General features: G+C 66.3%; 17 protein-coding genes. 12 read left to right on the forward strand and 5 right to left on the reverse strand.

From position 1 onward, the window contains the following. Positions 1 to 6 precede the first annotated feature (6 nt). Entirely contained in the window at positions 7 to 1,188 is a 1,182-nt protein-coding gene (locus G6N28_RS14505) for an acyl-CoA dehydrogenase family protein (RefSeq protein ID WP_163901343.1), read from the reverse strand. Positions 1,189 to 1,335: 147 nt separating this feature from the next. On the opposite strand from G6N28_RS14505, the gene G6N28_RS14510 reads away from it, so the two are divergent. From G6N28_RS14510 to G6N28_RS14565, 12 genes are all read left to right on the forward strand, one after another. Further along, positions 1,336 to 1,527, forward strand: a complete 192-nt coding sequence (locus tag G6N28_RS14510; protein ID WP_163901345.1) for a ferredoxin — start codon at positions 1,336 to 1,338, stop codon at positions 1,525 to 1,527. A 13-nt stretch (positions 1,528 to 1,540) separates the two neighbouring features. Further along, complete coding sequence (locus G6N28_RS14515) at positions 1,541 to 2,455, forward strand: 3-oxoacyl-ACP reductase (protein WP_163901347.1); 915 nt, start codon at positions 1,541 to 1,543, stop codon at positions 2,453 to 2,455. A gap of 262 nt (positions 2,456 to 2,717) precedes the next feature. Continuing rightward, on the forward strand, positions 2,718 to 3,482 hold the full coding sequence (locus G6N28_RS14520) for an MlaE family ABC transporter permease (RefSeq protein WP_163901349.1): 765 nt from the start codon (positions 2,718 to 2,720) through the stop codon (positions 3,480 to 3,482). A 58-nt stretch (positions 3,483 to 3,540) separates the two neighbouring features. Continuing rightward, the gene (locus tag G6N28_RS14525) at positions 3,541 to 4,383 is read left to right on the forward strand and encodes an MlaE family ABC transporter permease (protein ID WP_163901351.1); all 843 of its coding nucleotides are present in this window, start codon (positions 3,541 to 3,543) and stop codon (positions 4,381 to 4,383) included. A 10-nt stretch (positions 4,384 to 4,393) separates the two neighbouring features. Further along, a complete protein-coding gene (locus G6N28_RS14530; protein ID WP_163901353.1) occupies positions 4,394 to 5,593 on the forward strand; it encodes an MCE family protein in 1,200 nt (399 codons plus the stop codon). Next, positions 5,593 to 6,633 carry an MCE family protein gene (locus tag G6N28_RS14535; RefSeq protein WP_163901355.1) on the forward strand — a complete coding sequence of 347 codons (1,041 nt, stop codon included), beginning with the start codon at positions 5,593 to 5,595 and terminating at the stop codon, positions 6,631 to 6,633. Before G6N28_RS14530 ends, G6N28_RS14535 begins: the two co-directional genes overlap by 1 nt. Beyond that, positions 6,626 to 7,684 (forward strand): virulence factor Mce family protein, encoded by a 1,059-nt coding sequence (locus G6N28_RS14540; RefSeq protein ID WP_163901357.1) that lies wholly within the window; start codon positions 6,626 to 6,628, stop codon positions 7,682 to 7,684. Before G6N28_RS14535 ends, G6N28_RS14540 begins: the two co-directional genes overlap by 8 nt. Further along, on the forward strand, positions 7,681 to 9,078 hold the full coding sequence (locus tag G6N28_RS14545; RefSeq protein ID WP_163901359.1) for an MCE family protein: 1,398 nt from the start codon (positions 7,681 to 7,683) through the stop codon (positions 9,076 to 9,078). The genes G6N28_RS14540 and G6N28_RS14545 overlap by 4 nt, the downstream gene beginning before the upstream one ends. Next, positions 9,078 to 10,238, forward strand: a complete 1,161-nt coding sequence (locus tag G6N28_RS14550) for an MCE family protein (RefSeq protein ID WP_163901361.1) — start codon at positions 9,078 to 9,080, stop codon at positions 10,236 to 10,238. Before G6N28_RS14545 ends, G6N28_RS14550 begins: the two co-directional genes overlap by 1 nt. Further along, positions 10,239 to 11,975: a virulence factor Mce family protein gene (locus G6N28_RS14555; protein WP_163901363.1), complete on the forward strand. Its 1,737-nt coding sequence runs from the start codon at positions 10,239 to 10,241 to the stop codon at positions 11,973 to 11,975. Beyond that, positions 11,976 to 12,668, forward strand: coding sequence for an Rv1363c family protein (locus G6N28_RS14560; protein ID WP_128110597.1), 693 nt, complete (start codon positions 11,976 to 11,978; stop codon positions 12,666 to 12,668). Then, positions 12,668 to 13,150, forward strand: a complete 483-nt coding sequence (locus tag G6N28_RS14565) for an Rv1363c family protein (protein ID WP_163901365.1) — start codon at positions 12,668 to 12,670, stop codon at positions 13,148 to 13,150. The genes G6N28_RS14560 and G6N28_RS14565 overlap by 1 nt, the downstream gene beginning before the upstream one ends. Here G6N28_RS14565 and G6N28_RS14570 read toward each other — a convergent pair. The 4 genes from G6N28_RS14570 to G6N28_RS14585 form a co-directional block, all read right to left on the reverse strand. After that, positions 13,137 to 14,621: an alpha,alpha-trehalose-phosphate synthase (UDP-forming) gene (locus tag G6N28_RS14570; RefSeq protein ID WP_163901367.1), complete on the reverse strand. Its 1,485-nt coding sequence runs from the start codon at positions 14,619 to 14,621 to the stop codon at positions 13,137 to 13,139. The two genes, G6N28_RS14565 and G6N28_RS14570, sit on opposite strands and share 14 nt — an antisense overlap. Beyond that, entirely contained in the window at positions 14,622 to 14,786 is a 165-nt protein-coding gene (locus G6N28_RS14575) for a hypothetical protein (protein WP_163901369.1), read from the reverse strand. It abuts the gene before it with no gap. Between the two features lie 34 nt (positions 14,787 to 14,820). Beyond that, complete coding sequence (locus G6N28_RS14580; RefSeq protein ID WP_163906254.1) at positions 14,821 to 15,195, reverse strand: hypothetical protein; 375 nt, start codon at positions 15,193 to 15,195, stop codon at positions 14,821 to 14,823. A 94-nt stretch (positions 15,196 to 15,289) separates the two neighbouring features. Beyond that, a complete protein-coding gene (locus G6N28_RS14585; protein ID WP_235674574.1) occupies positions 15,290 to 15,637 on the reverse strand; it encodes a hypothetical protein in 348 nt (115 codons plus the stop codon). Between the last annotated feature and the right edge of the window lie 86 nt (positions 15,638 to 15,723).

Genomic DNA, 15,723 nt, shown 5'->3' on the forward strand with positions numbered 1-15,723 from the left:
CCGTCCTTACCGGTTCGCTCGTGGCAGGCCCAGGGCGACCATTCCGATGATGTCGCGCTGGATCTCGTTGGTTCCGCCGCCGAAAGTCAAAATCAGACAGCTGCGGTGCATGCGCTCGACCCGGCCGCGCAGCAGCGCGCCGGGCGAACCCGGCCGCAGGGTGGCCGCGGTGCCGAGTACCTCCATCAACAGCCGGTAGGCCTCGGTGGCCAACTCGGTGCCGTAGACCTTGGCCGCCGACGCGTCGGCGGGTGACGGCGCGGCGTCTTCGGCGGACGCCAGCTCCCAGTTGATGAGCTTGAGCACCTCGGCCTTGGCGTGCACCCGGGCCAGGTTGAGCTGCACCCACTCCGAATCGATCAGGCGCTTGCCGTGCACGTCCTTGGTGTTCTGCGCCCACTCGCGAACCCCGTTGAGCGCCACGAAGATCGGCTGGGCGGAGACCAGGGCGACCCGCTCGTGGTTGAGCTGGTTGGTGACCAGCTTCCAGCCGGCGTTCTCCTCGCCGACCAGGTTCGCGACGGGAACCCGCACGTCCTGGTAGTAGGTGGCGCTGGTGTCCACGCCGGCCATGGTGTGCACCGGGGTCCAGGAGAAGCCCTCGGCGGTGGTGGGCACGATCAGCACCGAGATGCCGCGGTGCTTCTTGGCCTCCTGGTTGGTCCGCACCGCCAGCCACACGTAGTCGGCGTAGGCGATCAGGCTGGTCCACATCTTCTGGCCGTTGATCACATACTCGTCGCCGTCACGAACCGCGGTGGTCCGCAGCGCGGCCAGGTCGGTGCCCGCACCCGGCTCGGAATAGCCGATCGAGAAGTGCAGATCGCCCGAGGCGATCTTGGGCAGGTAGAACTTCTTCTGCTCGTCGGTGCCGAACGCCATGATCGTGGGCGCGACGCTGTTGATGGTCAGGAACGGAACCGGGACGTTGGCGATCGCGGCCTCGTCGTTGAAGATCAGCCCGTCCATGGGCGGGCGTTCCTGGCCGCCGTACTCCTTGGGCCAGCTCAGCGTGAGCCAGCCGTCCTTGCCCATCTGGGCGACCGTTTCGCGGTAGACATTGCCGCGGCCCATCTCGCCGTCGTTGGAGGCCAGCGCCTCGGCGCGCTCGGGCGTCATCAGCTTGGAGAAGTAAGCCCGCAGTTCGCGACGCAACTCCTCCTGCTCTGGGGTGTAGCCGATCCGCATCGCCTTGTCCTAACTTCTCTACTGTGACAACAGTGTGACAACCCGCCTGACCCGGAGTTCACCCCCGGTTGTAACACGTTCTAGTCTTGTGGGTCTAGGCCGGTGTTGCCCGGCTGCTCATGCAGCTCCAACTGCGAGGAGGTAGTTATGCGAGTGGAAGTGGACCGCGACCGTTGTGAGGGCAATGCGGTATGCGTCGGACTTGCGCCTGAGCTGTTCGAGCTCGACGACGATGACTACGCGGTGGTGAAGGCCGATCCGATTCCCGCCGACAAGGAGGAGCTCGCCCAGCGGGCGATCGAGGAGTGCCCTCGCGCCGCCCTGAACCGCCGAGACTAGAGGTATTCATAACGTGACGACAGAGCAGTCCGCAACCGACCTGTCCGGACGTGTTGCGGTGGTGACTGGTGCGGCCGCCGGGCTGGGCCGTGCGGAGGCCATCGGCCTCGCCCAGGCCGGCGCGACGGTGGTGGTCAACGACATCGCGTCCGCACTGGACAAGTCCGACGTCCTGGACGAGATCGCCGCCGCAGGCGCCAAGGCGGTCGCGGTGGCCGGTGACATCTCGCAGCGGTCGACGGCCGACGAGCTGGTCGAGACCGCCGACGGGCTGGGCGGCCTGGGCATCGTCGTCAACAATGCCGGCATCACCCGGGACCGGATGCTGTTCAACATGTCCGACGAGGACTGGGACGCGGTGATCGCCGTACACCTGCGGGGCCATTTCCTGCTGACCCGCAACGCGGCCACCTACTGGCGCGGCAAGGCCAAGGCCGGGGACGGCAAGGTCTATGGCCGGGTCGTCAACACCTCCTCGGAGGCGGGGCTGGTGGGTCCGGTCGGTCAGGCCAACTACGGCGCGGCCAAGGCAGGCATCACGGCGTTGACGCTGTCGATGTCCCGGGCGCTGGGGCGCTACGGGGTTCGCGCCAACGCGATCGCCCCGCGCGCTCGCACGGCGATGACGGCCGATGTGTTCGGCGAGGCGCCCGATCTCGCCGAAGGACAGGTCGACCCGCTGTCGCCCGAGCACGTCGTGAAACTCGTGCGGTTTCTCGCGTCGCCGGCCTCGGAAGGGGTCAACGGACAGCTGTTCATCGTCTACGGCCCCACGGTGACACTGGTGGCCGCGCCCACGGTCGAAGCCCAGTTCACGGCCCAGTCCGACGCGTGGGACCCGACGGAATTGTCGGCGACGCTACAGAAGTACTTTGCTGGCAGGGATCCCGAACGGAATTTCTCGGCCACCGCGCTGATGGGTGACTAGCGCTGACGGTCTGTTGGCGAACGGGCCCGGAGCACTAGAACACGTTCTACAATGACCCAGGTCACAGTGTCCCTGACCAGCATATTTATAACAATTTGGTCCGTTCTTGCCGTTCTTTGACACTGCGAACTTGTTCTAGTTAGGATGAGCCGGCTCACCAAGAATATCGCTTAGACCAGGGGCGGGAAGACCTCGGCGGCAAGCAGTTTGGAACTCTTCGCCAAAGAGCTCGGATCGCCCCTATCCGAGAATGGAGCCTAGGTTGATCGAACAGCTCGCGGCGCCGGCACGGGCCGTGGGCGGGTTCGTCGAGATGTCGTTCGACACTTTCGCCAAGATCTTCCGGCGGCCATTCCAGTTCCGTGAGTTTCTCGACCAGACGTGGATGATCGCGCGGGTGTCGCTGGTGCCGACGCTGTTGGTGGCGATTCCATTCACGGTGCTCGTCGCGTTCACCCTGAACATCCTGCTGCGCGAGATCGGCGCCGCCGACCTGTCGGGGGCCGGCACCGCGTTCGGCACGATCACCCAGCTCGGCCCGGTCGTGACGGTGTTGGTGGTCGCGGGTGCGGGCGCCACCGCGATCTGCGCCGACCTCGGTGCGCGCACCATCCGCGAGGAGATCGACGCGATGCGCGTGCTAGGCATCGACCCGATCCAGCGGCTGGTGGTGCCGCGCGTGTTGGCGTCGACGTTCGTCGCGCTGTTGCTCAACGGCCTGGTCTGCCTCATCGGGTTGTCCGGCGGCTATGTGTTCTCGGTCTTTCTGCAGGGAGTCAACCCGGGCGCGTTCATCAACGGCCTGACGGTGCTGACCGGCTTGGGTGAGCTCGTCATGGCCGAGATCAAGGCGTTGCTGTTCGGCGTGGTGGCCGGGCTGGTCGGCTGCTACCGGGGATTAACGGTCAAGGGCGGGCCGAAGGGAGTGGGCGTCGCGGTCAACGAAACCGTCGTGTACGCGTTCATCTGCCTGTTCGTGATCAACGTGATCATGACGGCCATCGGCGTCCGGGTGCTGGAGCGGTGATGAGCGCTCGCGCGAAGAACAGAGGGCTGCCGAGCGCTCGCGGGAAGAACAGACCGTCATGAGCTATGACGTAACGCTTCGCTTCCGCAGGCTTTTCCGCGGCGTGCCAAGGGTTGTCGACACCGTCGGCGAGCAGGCGCTGTTCTACGGCCAGACGATGCGCTACATCCCCAACGCGCTCACCCGCTACCGCAAGGAGACCATCCGGCTGGTGGCCGAGATGACCATGGGCACCGGCGCGCTGGTGATGATCGGCGGCACCGTCGGCGTCGCGGCGTTCTTGACCCTGGCCTCCGGCGGCGTCATCGCCGTGCAGGGCTACTCGTCGCTGGGCAACATCGGCATCGAGGCACTGACCGGGTTCCTCTCGGCGTTCCTCAACGTGCGCATCGTGGCTCCGGTGATCGCGGGCATCGCGCTGGCGGCGACCATCGGCGCGGGCACCACCGCGCAGCTGGGCGCCATGCGCGTGGCCGAGGAGATCGATGCGGTCGAGTCGATGGCCGTGCACTCGGTGTCCTACCTGGTGTCCACGCGGCTGATGGCCGGGCTGATCGCGATCATCCCGCTGTACTCGCTTTCGGTGCTCGCGGCGTTCTTCGCGGCGCGGTTCACCACGGTCTTCGTCAACAACCAGTCGGCGGGCCTCTACGACCACTACTTCAACACCTTTCTGGTGCCCACCGATCTGTTGTGGTCGTTTCTGCAGGCCATCGTGATGGCGGTCGCGGTGATGCTGGTGCACACCTACTACGGCTACAACGCGACCGGCGGTCCCGTTGGCGTCGGCATCGCCGTCGGTCAGGCCGTGCGGACCTCGCTGATCGTCGTCGTGACCATCACCCTGTTCATCTCACTCGCCGTCTACGGCGCGTCCGGCAACTTCAACCTCTCGGGTTAGGCGGGAATCGATGTCCGACGGTGACGCCAAGCGCAGCCACGTACGGATCGCTGCGGCGATCCTGGCTGCAATCCTGCTGGGCGCCACCGTCTTCACCTATCTGGCCTACACCGCGGCGTTCACCGCCACCGACACCGTCAGCGTCACCGCGCCGCGGGCCGGCCTGGTGATGGAACGCGACGCCAAGGTCAAGTACCGGGGTGTGCAGATCGGCAAGGTCAAGACGATCGAGTACGCCGGGGACGAAGCCAGGCTGACGCTGGCGATCGACAGCGCTGAGATGCGCTACATCCCGTCCAACGCCGTGGTGCGCATCGGCAGCACAACAGTTTTCGGTGCGAAGGCGGTGGAGTTCCTGCCTCCCGAGGAACCGGTCGGACAGCTCAAACCCGGTGCGACGGTGGCCGCGAAGGATGTTCAGCTCGAGGTCAACACGCTGTTCCAGACGCTGAACGACGTGCTGCAGAAGGTCGACCCGATCAACCTGAACGCCACGTTGAGCGCGTTGGCGGAGGGTCTGCGCGGTAACGGCGATGACCTCGGCGCCACCCTGGCCGGCCTGAATTACTATCTGGAGCAACTGAATCCGAAGTTGCCGACGTTGGGGGAGGATCTGCAGAAGACGGCGGTGGTGGCCAACATCTACGGCGACGCCGGTCCCGACGTGGCGCGCATCTTCGACAACGCGCCGGCGATCAGCGACACGATCGTCGACGAGCAGGACAACCTCAACGCGGCGCTGCTCGCCGCAACGGGGTTGGCCAACAACGGCACCGCCACGCTGGAGCCGGGAGCGGACGACTACATCGCCGCGATGCAGCGGCTGCGGGCCCCGCTGAGCGTGGCGGCCGAGTATTCGCCCGAGTACGGCTGCATCCTGGAGGGCACCGCGTTGGCGGTAGACCGGTTCGCCCCTGTCATCGGTGGTATCCGGCCGGGTCTGTTCGTCTCGTCGAACTTCCTGCCCGGCTCGCCGAGCTACACCTACCCGGAGAGCCTGCCGATCGTGAACGCGAAGGGCGGCCCGAATTGCCGTGGCCTGCCCAATGTTCCGAGCAAGCAGTTCGGCGGATCGTGGTACCGCTCGCCGTTCCTGGTCACCGACAACGCGTACGTGCCTTATCAGCCGAACACCGAGTTGCAGTTCGACGCGCCGTCGACGCTGCAGTGGCTGTTCAATGGTGCGTTCGCCGAGAGGGACGACTTCTGATGGCAAAGCGCGATCGCACGCTGCTCAACGTCAGCGTCTTCACGGTGGTGATGCTGCTGGTCGCCGGCGGGCTCGTGGTGGTGTTCGGCGAGTTCCGGTTCGCTCCGGAAAGCGGCTATCACGCGACGTTCACCGACGCGTCGCGGCTGAAGGCCGGTCAGGATGTGCGCATCGCCGGTGTTCCCGTGGGCACCGTCAACAACGTCACGCTCAACCCCGACAACACCGTCGACGTCGCGTTCGACGTCGACGACCGCTACCAGCTCTACACCTCGACACGCGCGGTGGTGCGCTACGAGAACCTCGTCGGCGACCGCTATCTCGAGATCACCTCCGGGCCGGGCGAGTTGCGTAAACTTCCTGCGGGCGCGACCATCCCACAGAAGAACACCCAGCCGGCGCTGGATCTGGACGCCCTGCTCGGAGGTCTGCGTCCCGTGCTCAAGGGGCTCGACGGCCAAAAGGTCAACGAGGTGAGCAACGCGGTCGTCGAACTGTTGCAGGGCCAAGGCGGTGCGTTGTCGAGCCTGCTGTCGAGCACCAGCGCGTTCACCCAGAACCTTGCCGCCAGAGATCAACTCATCGGCGACGTCATCACCAATCTCAACACCGTGCTCGCCACCGTCGACGAGAAGGGCGCGCAGTTCAACGCCAGCGTCGACCAGCTGCAGAAGCTGATCACCGGCCTTGCCGAGGGCCGCGACCCGATTGCCGGTGCGATCGGCCCGCTGGCGTCTGCGGAGAACGACCTGACCGACATGCTCCAGCAGTCGCGCCGGCCGGTGCAGGGTGTGATCGAGAACGCCCGCCCGTTCGCTCAGCGTTTCGACGAGCGCAAGGCCGATGTCAACAAGGTCATCGAGCCGCTCGCCGAGAACTACTTGCGGCTCAACGCGCTCGGCGCCTACGGCTCGTTCTTCAACATCTTCTACTGCGCTACCCGGATCAAGATCAGCGGCCCTGCGGGTAGCGACATCCTGATTCCGTTCGGTGGGCCACCGGATCCGTCCAAGGGGAGGTGTGCACCGGTCGATGAGTAGACCTGACGAGTCGAATCCCTTACGAACCGGGATTTTCGGCATCTTCCTCATAGCCTGCCTGGTGCTGGTGGCCTTCGGTTACACCAGCCTGCCGTTCTGGCCGCAGGGAAAGCCCTACGAGGCGTATTTCACCGATGCGGGTGGCATTTCGCCGGGCAACGACGTCAACGTGTCGGGGATCAAGGTGGGCCAGGTCACCGGTGTCGAACTTGCCGGTGACGCCGCCAAGGTGACCTTCACCGTCGACCGCGACGTCAAGGTCGGCGACCAGTCGCTGGTCGCCATCAAGACCGACACCGTGCTCGGCGAGAAGTCGCTGGCCGTAACACCGAAGGGCAGCGGCGATTCCACGGTGATCCCGTTGGGACGCACCACGACTCCCTACACCCTCAACACCGCGCTGCAGGACCTCGGCCAGAACGTCAGCGAGCTGGACAAGCCGCGTTTCGAGCAGGCACTGCAGACGCTGACCGACTCGCTGCAGGAAGCCACCCCGCAATTACGCGGCGCTTTGGACGGTATCGCCAACCTGTCACGCGCCCTCAACAAGCGCGACGAGGCCCTGGGCCAACTGCTCGGCCACGCCAAGCGGGTGTCGGACACGCTGGCCGAGCGGGCCGGCCAGGTGAACCAACTCATCGTCGACGGCAACATGCTGTTCGCCGCGCTCGACGAGCGACGTCAGGCACTGAGCAACCTGATCGCTGGTATCGACGATGTCTCCCAACAACTTTCGGGGTTCGTCGCCGACAACCGCCGTGAGTTCAAGCCCGCGCTGGAGAACCTCAACCTGGTGATGGACAACCTTCTCGAGCGTCGGGAACACATCAGCGAGGCCCTCAAGCGGCTTCCGCCCTACGCCACCGCGTTGGGTGAGGTGGTCGGTTCCGGCCCCGGCTTCCAGATCAACCTGTACGGGTTGCCGCCCGCCCCGATCGCCGAGGTGCTGTTGGACGTCTACTTCCAGCCGGGCAAGCTGCCCGACAGCCTGTCCGACATGCTGCGCGGCTACATCTCCGAACGAATGATCATCAGGCCGAAGTCACCATGACGTCCGCGAACCCGATCTCCGAGCGTAGCCGCTGGCTGCGGGTGACGCTGGCGGCCCTTTTGGTGGTGTCGCTGGCCGCCGGCGTGTATCTGGTCTGGCCGTCGCGCACCGGCGACAAGCTGACCGCGTACTTCAGCTCCGCGGTCGGCCTGTATCCCGGCGACGACGTGCGCATCGTCGGGGTGCCGGTGGGCACGATCGACTCGATCGAACCGCGTGCCGAGGACGTGAAGATCACGATGACCCTCGACCACGGCATCAAGGTGCCCGCCGACGCCAAAGCGCTCATCATCTCGCCGAACCTGGTGGCCGCCAGGTTCATTCAGCTCACACCCGCCTACACCGACGGCCCCGAACTCGGTGACGACGCCGAGATCGGCTTGGATCGCACCGCGGTGCCGGTGGAATGGGACGAGGTCAAAGAGCAGCTCACCGCGCTCAGTTCGCAGCTGGGGCCGCAACCGGGGTCGGTGCAGGGCCCGCTGACCGCGTTCGTGAACCAGGCGGCCGACACCTTCGACGGCAACGGTGACTCGTTCCGCCAAGCGCTGCGGGAGCTCTCGCAGACGGCGGGCCGGCTCGGTGACTCGCGCACCGACCTGTTCGGCACGATCCGCAACCTGCAGGTGCTCGTCGATGCGCTGTCCAACAGCAACGAGCAGATCGTGCAGTTCTCCAACCACGTCGCCTCGGTGTCGCAGGTGCTGGCGGACAGTTCGGCCGATCTGGACAACACGCTCGGCACGCTCAACCAGGCGCTGGGCGATGTGCGCGGATTCCTCGACGACTCCAACCAGGCGTTGATCGATCAGGTGACCAAACTGACCGACTTCACCAGCATCCTGACCGAGCGCAGTGAGGACATCGAGCAGATCCTGCACATCACGCCCAACGGCCTTTCGAACTTCTACAACATCTACAACCCCGCCCAGGGCACCGTCGGTGGTCTGCTCACCCTGCCGAACTTCGCCAACCCGGTGCAGTTCATCTGCGGCGGCACGTTCGAGGCCGGCGCCTCGACCGACAACTACAAGCGCACCGAGATCTGCCGCCAGCGCATGGGGCCGGTGTTCAAGCGCATCGCGATGAACTTCCCGCCGTTGTTGTTCCACCCGATCAACAGCATCACCGCCTACAAGGGCCAAATCATCTACGACACACCGGAAACCGAGGCCAAGGCCAAGACCCCGGTGCCGTATCTGCAATGGCAACCGGCGCCGGGCGTGAACCCGCCGCAGATCTCGGCCGACATGGACCTGAGCTCGCTGATCGTGCCACCGGCTCCTGAGGGCTCAGCACCGTCGTCGTCGCACGCGGGCGGACCCGAGGCCGCGCCCGCCGGTCCGGCAGCGCCCGCACCCCAAGCCGCACAACCCGCGCAGGCAGGTGGCTGATGATCCGCAGGGTGTTGGCAGTCTCCTCGCTGGCCGCGTTGGTGGCCGGCTGTCAGTTCGGCGGGCTGAACTCGCTGAACATGCCGGGGACCGCGGGCCACGGCGCGGGTTCCTACAAGGTCACCGTCGAGTTGCCGGACGTGGCGACGCTGCCGCAGAACTCCCCGGTGATGGTCGACGACGTCACCGTGGGCAGCGTGTCGGGCATCGACGCCGTGCAGCGCTCCGACGGCACGTTCTTCGCCGCCGTGCAGCTGTCCCTGGACCGCAACGTCGACCTGCCCGCCAACGCGACCGTGCGGGTGGCGCAGACCTCGCTGCTGGGCTCACAGCACATCGAGTTGGCCGAACCGGTCGACGAACCCCCGGTCGGCAAGTTGGCCAACGGCGACAACATCCCGATCGACCGCGCCGGTCGCTATCCCACCACCGAAGAAGTGCTGTCCTCGCTGGGCGTCGTGGTGAACAAGGGCAATCTCGGTGCGCTGCAAGACATCACCGAGGAGACCTATGCCGCGGTGGCCAACCGGCAGGGCAGCTTCGAGCATCTGGTACCGCGGCTGGCCGAGTTGACCGGCTTCTTGGACCGCCAGACCGCCGACATCATCGCCGCCGCCGAGGGGCTCGACCGATTCGCGGGCATTCTGGCGCGCAGCAAGGACAGCCTCGGCCGCACCCTCGACAGCCTTCCCGAGGCGCTGACGGTACTGAACAACAACCGCGCCAACATCGTCGACGCGTTCGGTGCGCTGCGGAGTTTCGCGACCGTCGCCGCGCGCATCCTGCAGCAGACCAAGGACGATTTCGCCGCCAACTTCAAGGATCTGTACCCGATCATCAAGGTGCTCAACGACAACGTCGACTTCCTCATCAAGGATCTGGAGTTTCTGCCGACGTTCCCGTTCCACTACAAGTACCTGCGCAACGCGGTCCGTGGGGACTACCTCAACGTCTACACCACCTTCGACCTCACGTTGCGGCGCGTCGGAGAATCGGTGTTCACCACCTCGTGGGGGCTGGACCCGAACATGAAACGGATGCACGAGCTGATCACCCCGCCGGAGTTTCTCACCGGGGCGTTGGCGAACCTGTCCGGCCAAGCCGCTGACCCGTTCAAGATCCCGCCGGGGACGGCCACCCAGCACGAGGGGGCGCCGTAGATGATCGACAGGCTGACCCGAATCCAACTCGGGATCTTCGTGATCGTCACGGTGCTGACGGTCAGCGCGATATCGATCTTCTACCTGAAGGTACCGGCCGCACTCGGATTCGGCACCTACAGGGTGACCGCGGATTTCGTTGCGGCGGGCGGGCTTTACGAAAACGCCAACGTCACCTACCGAGGCGTGACCATCGGCCGGGTGGAGTCGGTCGGGCTGTCTGACGACAGCGTCGTGGCCCACATGCGGCTCAACAGCAACACACCGGTGCCCGACAACGTCACCGCGACCGTCAAGAGTGTCTCGGCCGTCGGCGAGCAGTATGTCGACCTGGTGCCTCCCGACGACGCGTCGCCGGAGAAGCTGCGCGACGGCGCCAACATCGACGTCTCGCGCACCGCCGTCGGCCAGGACATCGCCGGACTGCTGGAGGAAGCCCAGAACCTGGTCGCCAGCATCGACGACAGCAGGGTGCAGGACCTGCTGCGCGAAACCTTCAAGGCGTTCAACGGGTCCGGGCCGGAACTGGCCAGGCTGATCCAGTCGTCGCGGCTGCTGATCGACGAGGCCAACGCCAACTACGGGCAGGTCAACCAGCTCATCGACCAAGCCGGACCGTTCCTCGACGCGCAGATCCGCAGCGGCGACGACATCCGCTCGCTCGCCGACGGGCTGGCCCGGCTCACCACCGAGCTCGCCAACGCCGATCCGCAGCTGCGCAGCACGCTGCAGACGGTGCCCGGCGCCACCGCCGAGGCCAACGAACTGTTCAGCGGCATTCGGCCGTCGTTCCCGATTCTGGCGGCCAACCTCGCGAACTTCGGCCGCATCGGGGTGATCTACCGCGACTCGATCGAGCACGCCCTTGTGGTGTTTCCCGCGCTGATGGCGGCCCTGCTGACCGTCGGCGGCGGGGTGCCCGCCGACGAGGGCGGCAAGCTCGACTTCAAGATCCACCTGCAGGACCCGCCGCCGTGCCTGACCGGGTTCATCCCACCGTCGCAGATGCGTTCACCGGCCGACGATACGCTGCGCGAGCTGCCGAAGGACCTGTACTGCAAGACCCCGCACAACGATCCGGCCGTGGTGCGGGGCGCGCGCAACTACCCCTGCCAGGAGTTCCCGGGCAAACGCGCGCCCACGGTCCAGCTGTGCCGCGACCCGCAGGGGTACGTCCCGATCGGCAACAACCCGTGGCGGGGGCCGCCGGTTCCGCTCGGCACACCGATGGACACGCGCGAGGACGACACCACCGAAATCGGGCGAAACATTCTGCCGCCCAACAAGTTCCCGTACATCCCGCCGCAGGTCGATCCGGATCCGGGTCCGCCGGCGGTGCAGCTGCCGCCCGGTGTTCCGCCCGGCCCGGGACCCGCGCCCCACGCGCCGTTCCCGCTGCCGATACCGCCGAACGAGGTGCAACCCACGCTGCCGCCGGCGTGGCCGTTCTTCGCCCCGCCGGATCACGTCGTGCCGCCCTACGGCAGGACGCCGCCGCCGGCGGCGCCACCCGCGCCCCCGCCGCCGGCCGGGGATGTGTACACCCCGCCCGCTCCCGACGGGCCGCCGCTGCCCGCGGAGGTGCCGATGGCCTCCGGTGCGCAGTTCACCACCTACGACGCCGACGGCAAGTTCGTCGACCCGGCCGGGGGAACTGGCGTGCTCGCGGACGCAACTGACAAACTGGCGCCAGCAGAGAACTGGGTTGATCTGATGTTGGCTCCAAGGCAGGCGTAAATGACGGAAGAAACGGCTTCGACGGAACGCTCGCCGAGGCCCGCCAGGCGTCGGCGCGCGTCTCGCGCCGCGGGCCCGGCCAGCGGCGCCGCCACGACGACGGCCGTGCGGGTCGAGGCGCCACCGACGATCAAGGTGCGGTTGGCCCGGCAGCCCGGTCCGCCGCCCAAGCGGCCACCCAACCGCCTGTTGGTGGCCACCATCTTCGCCGCCACGGCCGGCGTGGCGGTGGCGGTACTGATCGGGTTGGCCGCCGTCCTGCACGTCCAGCAACGCGACACCGAAGAGACGTTCGCGCGAGAACAGCGGTTCGTCGACACCGCGACGCAGTTGGTCGTCAACATGTTCAGCTATGACCAGGAGACCATCGACGAAAGCGTCGACCGGTTCGTCAACAGCACCAGCGGACCGCTGCGGGCGATGATGACCGAGGGAAACAACACCGAGAACCTGAAGATGCTCTTTCGGGAGACCAACGCCAGCGCCGAGGCGGTGATCAACGGCGCGGCGCTGGAGAAGATCGACGAGATCGCCGACAACGCCTCTGTGCTCGTCTCCGCGCGGGTGACGGTGACCGATATCGACGGAAACAACCAGCCGTCGCAGCCGTATCGGTTGCGGGTGATCGTCCACGAAGACGGTAGCGGCCACATGACGGCCTACGACCTCAAGTACCCCGACGGGGGGAACTGATGCGCAGGCTCGTCGGTGCGCTGTGTGCGCTGTTGGCGGTCGCGTTCGTGACGCTCGCCGGGGTGGGGGCGGCGATGTACTGGAACCGGGTGCAGTTGCGCGGTGAACAAGCCGCCCGCGCCGAACTGGCGCCGTTGGCGGAGAAGCAGATTCCGCAGGTCTTCGGCTATGACTATCAGACCGTGGAGCGCAGCCTCAACGAGGTCTACCCGATGCTGACCCCGGCCTACCGCCAGGAGTTCCAGGACCGGGCCACCAACGACATCATTCCGCAGGCCCGGGAACGGCAACTGGTCAGCCAGGCCAACGTGGTCGGGGTGGGAGTCATGACGGCACAACGGACTTCGGCGTCGGTGATGGTGTTCATGAACCGCACGATCACCGACAAGTCCAAGGAACCGATGTACGACGGCAGCCGGTTACGCGTCGATTACCAGAAGATCGACGGTAAGTGGCTGATCGAGTACATCACCCCGATTTAGACCCCGATTTAGCCTCGTCAGACCGCTGCGGGGCGGTGGTCTTCGTGGCGGCCAGCGCGTCGAGGAACGACCGCGCCCACCGGTCGACGTCGTGGGCAAGCACCTGCCTGCGCAGCGCCCGCATCCGCCGTCTACCCTCCTCGGGAGTCTGTTTCAGCGCGGCTTCGATCGCGTCCTTGACACCCTCGAGATGGTGCGGATTGACCAGATAGGCCTGACGCAGTTCGGCTGCGGCGCCGGTGAATTCGCTCAGCACCAGCGCCCCGCCCAGATCGCTGCGACACGCGACATACTCCTTGGCCACCAGGTTCATCCCGTCACGCAGCGGGGTCACCAACATGACATCGGCCACGACGAAGAACGCGATCAGCTCCTCGCGGGGCACCGGCCGGTGCACGTAGTGCACGATCGGATGGCCGACCTCACCGTATTCGCCGTTGATGTGCCCCACCTGGCGCTCGATGTCCTCGCGCATCTCGATGTAGCTCTCGACGCGCTCCCGGCTCGGCGTCGCGAGCTGCACCAGCACGGTGTCCTCACGGTTGACGCGGTTCTCGGCGAGCAGCTCCGAAAACGCCCGCAGCCGAACATCGATGCCCTTGGTGTAGTCCAGCCGATCGACACCCAGCAGGATCTTGCGCGGGTTACCCAGCTCGGCGCGCAGTTCGCGGGCCCGCCTGCGGATGGCCTTGGACCGGGCCTGCTTGTCCAGCGACGTCGAATCGATCGAGATGGGAAATGCACCGACACGCACGATGCGGTCCTCGAGTTCGGCCTCACCGAAACGGGCCCGCACGCCCACCGAGCCGCGTGATGTGTTCGCCCCGGCCAGACGCCGGGCCAGGATCAAGAAGTTCTGCGCGCCGCCGGCCAGATGGAACCCGACCAGGTCGGCGCCGAGCAGGCCCTCGACGATCTGGGTCCGCCACGGCATCTGCATGAACAGCTCCACCGGCGGGAACGGAATGTGCAGGAAGAAGCCGATGGTGAGGTCGGGACGCAGCGAACGCAGCATTTTCGGCACCAGCTGCAGCTGGTAGTCCTGCACCCACACGGTCGCGTTCTGTGCGGCGGCCTTCGCGGCGGCCTCGGCGAAACGCCTGTTCACCTCGACGTAGGCATCCCACCATTTGCGGTGGTAGATGGGCTTGACGATGACGTCGTGGTAGAGCGGCCACAGCGTCGCGTTGGAAAAGCCCTCGTAGTACTCGGCGACCTCGTGGGCGGAGAGGTTGACCGGATACAGGACCATGTCGTCCTGCTCGATCGGCTCCTCGCCGGCGTCGGGGATGCCCGGCCAGCCGATCCACGCACCGCGGCGGCGGCGCAGCAACGGCTCCAGGGCCGTGACCAGGCCGCCGGGACTCCGTTTGAACGTCGTGCTGCCGTCCGGCAGCCGTTCCATGTCGATCGGCAGCCGATTGGCCACCACGACGAAGTCAGAATTCCCCGCGTCGGCCCCCTGGCTCACTTACGCCTCGAGCTTCGACGGTCCAATACCAAGCATCGACAGGAACACCCGGCACTCGTCGGCGTCGGTGGCATACGCGGCGACGACACGCCGCGCTTGGCGGGCGGTGCTGTCGGCCAGCGGCTCGACGTCGCCGAGCTCGGAGGAATCAGATTTAGCAGCCATACGACAACTCTAGCTGCGAGACCGTCACCGCTGCTCAGGGGCTATGGCCGGTCACCGTCGGGCTGTGGCCGATGACGGGGGCCGGCGGTGGGGTCACCGTCATGGCCTGCGCCTCCTCGGCCAAGCCGATGCACCCGCCGGAGTTGTGGCCGATGCAGGGGATACCCAACACCTCGGGGACGTCCGGGTTGCCCGGCTGGGTGGTGAACGGCGAACCGGCGTTGGGCACCGTATGCGGTACGCAGACGCCGGTGAACTGGTCGGCCTCTTCGCCGGAGGGACAATCCTGGGCCGTCCGAACGACATCGGGGTCGGGACCTGCAACGAGGGCCGTGAAGGGTGCAGCGGCAATAGCGACCGCGAAACCACCGGCGCGAAGCATTCGAGCTGAAAGCTGAAAGGTCGCCATCGTCACGCTTTCTGTTTGTCAACCATGTTGTCGGCAAGATTCTATGGAAGCCGCCGGTTTTCTGCACAACTTCCGAGAGTTACCTGAGAGCGCGCTAAGGGCTGGAACTGATGGTGACGCGAGGCTGCGCGGGCGGGCCCTCCATCTGTGCGTCCTCGGCCAATCCGATGCAGCCACCGGCGTTGTGGCCGATGCAGGGGATGCCGTCGACCTCGGGCACGTCGGGATTGGCCGCGGTGGTGGTGAAGATCGGCGGTGAGGTGGGCACCATGAACGGCACGCACGTCGTGGTGAAGGTGTCGCTCTCCTCGCCTGACGAGCACTCGGCCAGCGGGTTACCGGATTCCGGCGTGTGGTAGGCCGCTACCACTGGGGCGGCCGCCGCCGCGACGATGAAAGCGCCGATGACAAGCTGTCGCCGGACAGCGAACGATGAAGCCATGCCAGTGAGTCTAGAGAGTTCGCGGCACGTCAGGTGGTTCTTCACAGGTCCTGCCGAGGTATGCGGCCTGATGGCCACCCGAACTG

It is taken from the genome of Mycolicibacterium pulveris, assembly GCF_010725725.1.
Taxonomy (GTDB): Bacteria; Actinomycetota; Actinomycetes; order Mycobacteriales; family Mycobacteriaceae; genus Mycobacterium; species Mycobacterium pulveris.

What these genes read in the sequence shown, in the direction of transcription:
- G6N28_RS14505 (WP_163901343.1), bottom strand. Translation starts at nt 1,188, where the DNA reads ATGCGGATCGGCTACACCCCAGAGCAGGAGGAGTTGCGTCGCGAACTG.
- G6N28_RS14510 (WP_163901345.1), top strand. Translation starts at nt 1,336, where the DNA reads ATGCGAGTGGAAGTGGACCGCGACCGTTGTGAGGGCAATGCGGTATGC.
- G6N28_RS14525 (WP_163901351.1), top strand. Translation starts at nt 3,541, where the DNA reads ATGAGCTATGACGTAACGCTTCGCTTCCGCAGGCTTTTCCGCGGCGTG.
- G6N28_RS14530 (WP_163901353.1), top strand. Translation starts at nt 4,394, where the DNA reads ATGTCCGACGGTGACGCCAAGCGCAGCCACGTACGGATCGCTGCGGCG.
- G6N28_RS14535 (WP_163901355.1), top strand. Translation starts at nt 5,593, where the DNA reads ATGGCAAAGCGCGATCGCACGCTGCTCAACGTCAGCGTCTTCACGGTG.
- G6N28_RS14540 (WP_163901357.1), top strand. Translation starts at nt 6,626, where the DNA reads ATGAGTAGACCTGACGAGTCGAATCCCTTACGAACCGGGATTTTCGGC.
- G6N28_RS14545 (WP_163901359.1), top strand. Translation starts at nt 7,681, where the DNA reads ATGACGTCCGCGAACCCGATCTCCGAGCGTAGCCGCTGGCTGCGGGTG.
- G6N28_RS14550 (WP_163901361.1), top strand. Translation starts at nt 9,078, where the DNA reads ATGATCCGCAGGGTGTTGGCAGTCTCCTCGCTGGCCGCGTTGGTGGCC.
- G6N28_RS14555 (WP_163901363.1), top strand. Translation starts at nt 10,239, where the DNA reads ATGATCGACAGGCTGACCCGAATCCAACTCGGGATCTTCGTGATCGTC.
- G6N28_RS14560 (WP_128110597.1), top strand. Translation starts at nt 11,976, where the DNA reads ATGACGGAAGAAACGGCTTCGACGGAACGCTCGCCGAGGCCCGCCAGG.
- G6N28_RS14565 (WP_163901365.1), top strand. Translation starts at nt 12,668, where the DNA reads ATGCGCAGGCTCGTCGGTGCGCTGTGTGCGCTGTTGGCGGTCGCGTTC.
- G6N28_RS14575 (WP_163901369.1), bottom strand. Translation starts at nt 14,786, where the DNA reads ATGGCTGCTAAATCTGATTCCTCCGAGCTCGGCGACGTCGAGCCGCTG.
- G6N28_RS14580 (WP_163906254.1), bottom strand. Translation starts at nt 15,195, where the DNA reads ATGGCGACCTTTCAGCTTTCAGCTCGAATGCTTCGCGCCGGTGGTTTC.
- G6N28_RS14585 (WP_235674574.1), bottom strand. Translation starts at nt 15,637, where the DNA reads ATGGCTTCATCGTTCGCTGTCCGGCGACAGCTTGTCATCGGCGCTTTC.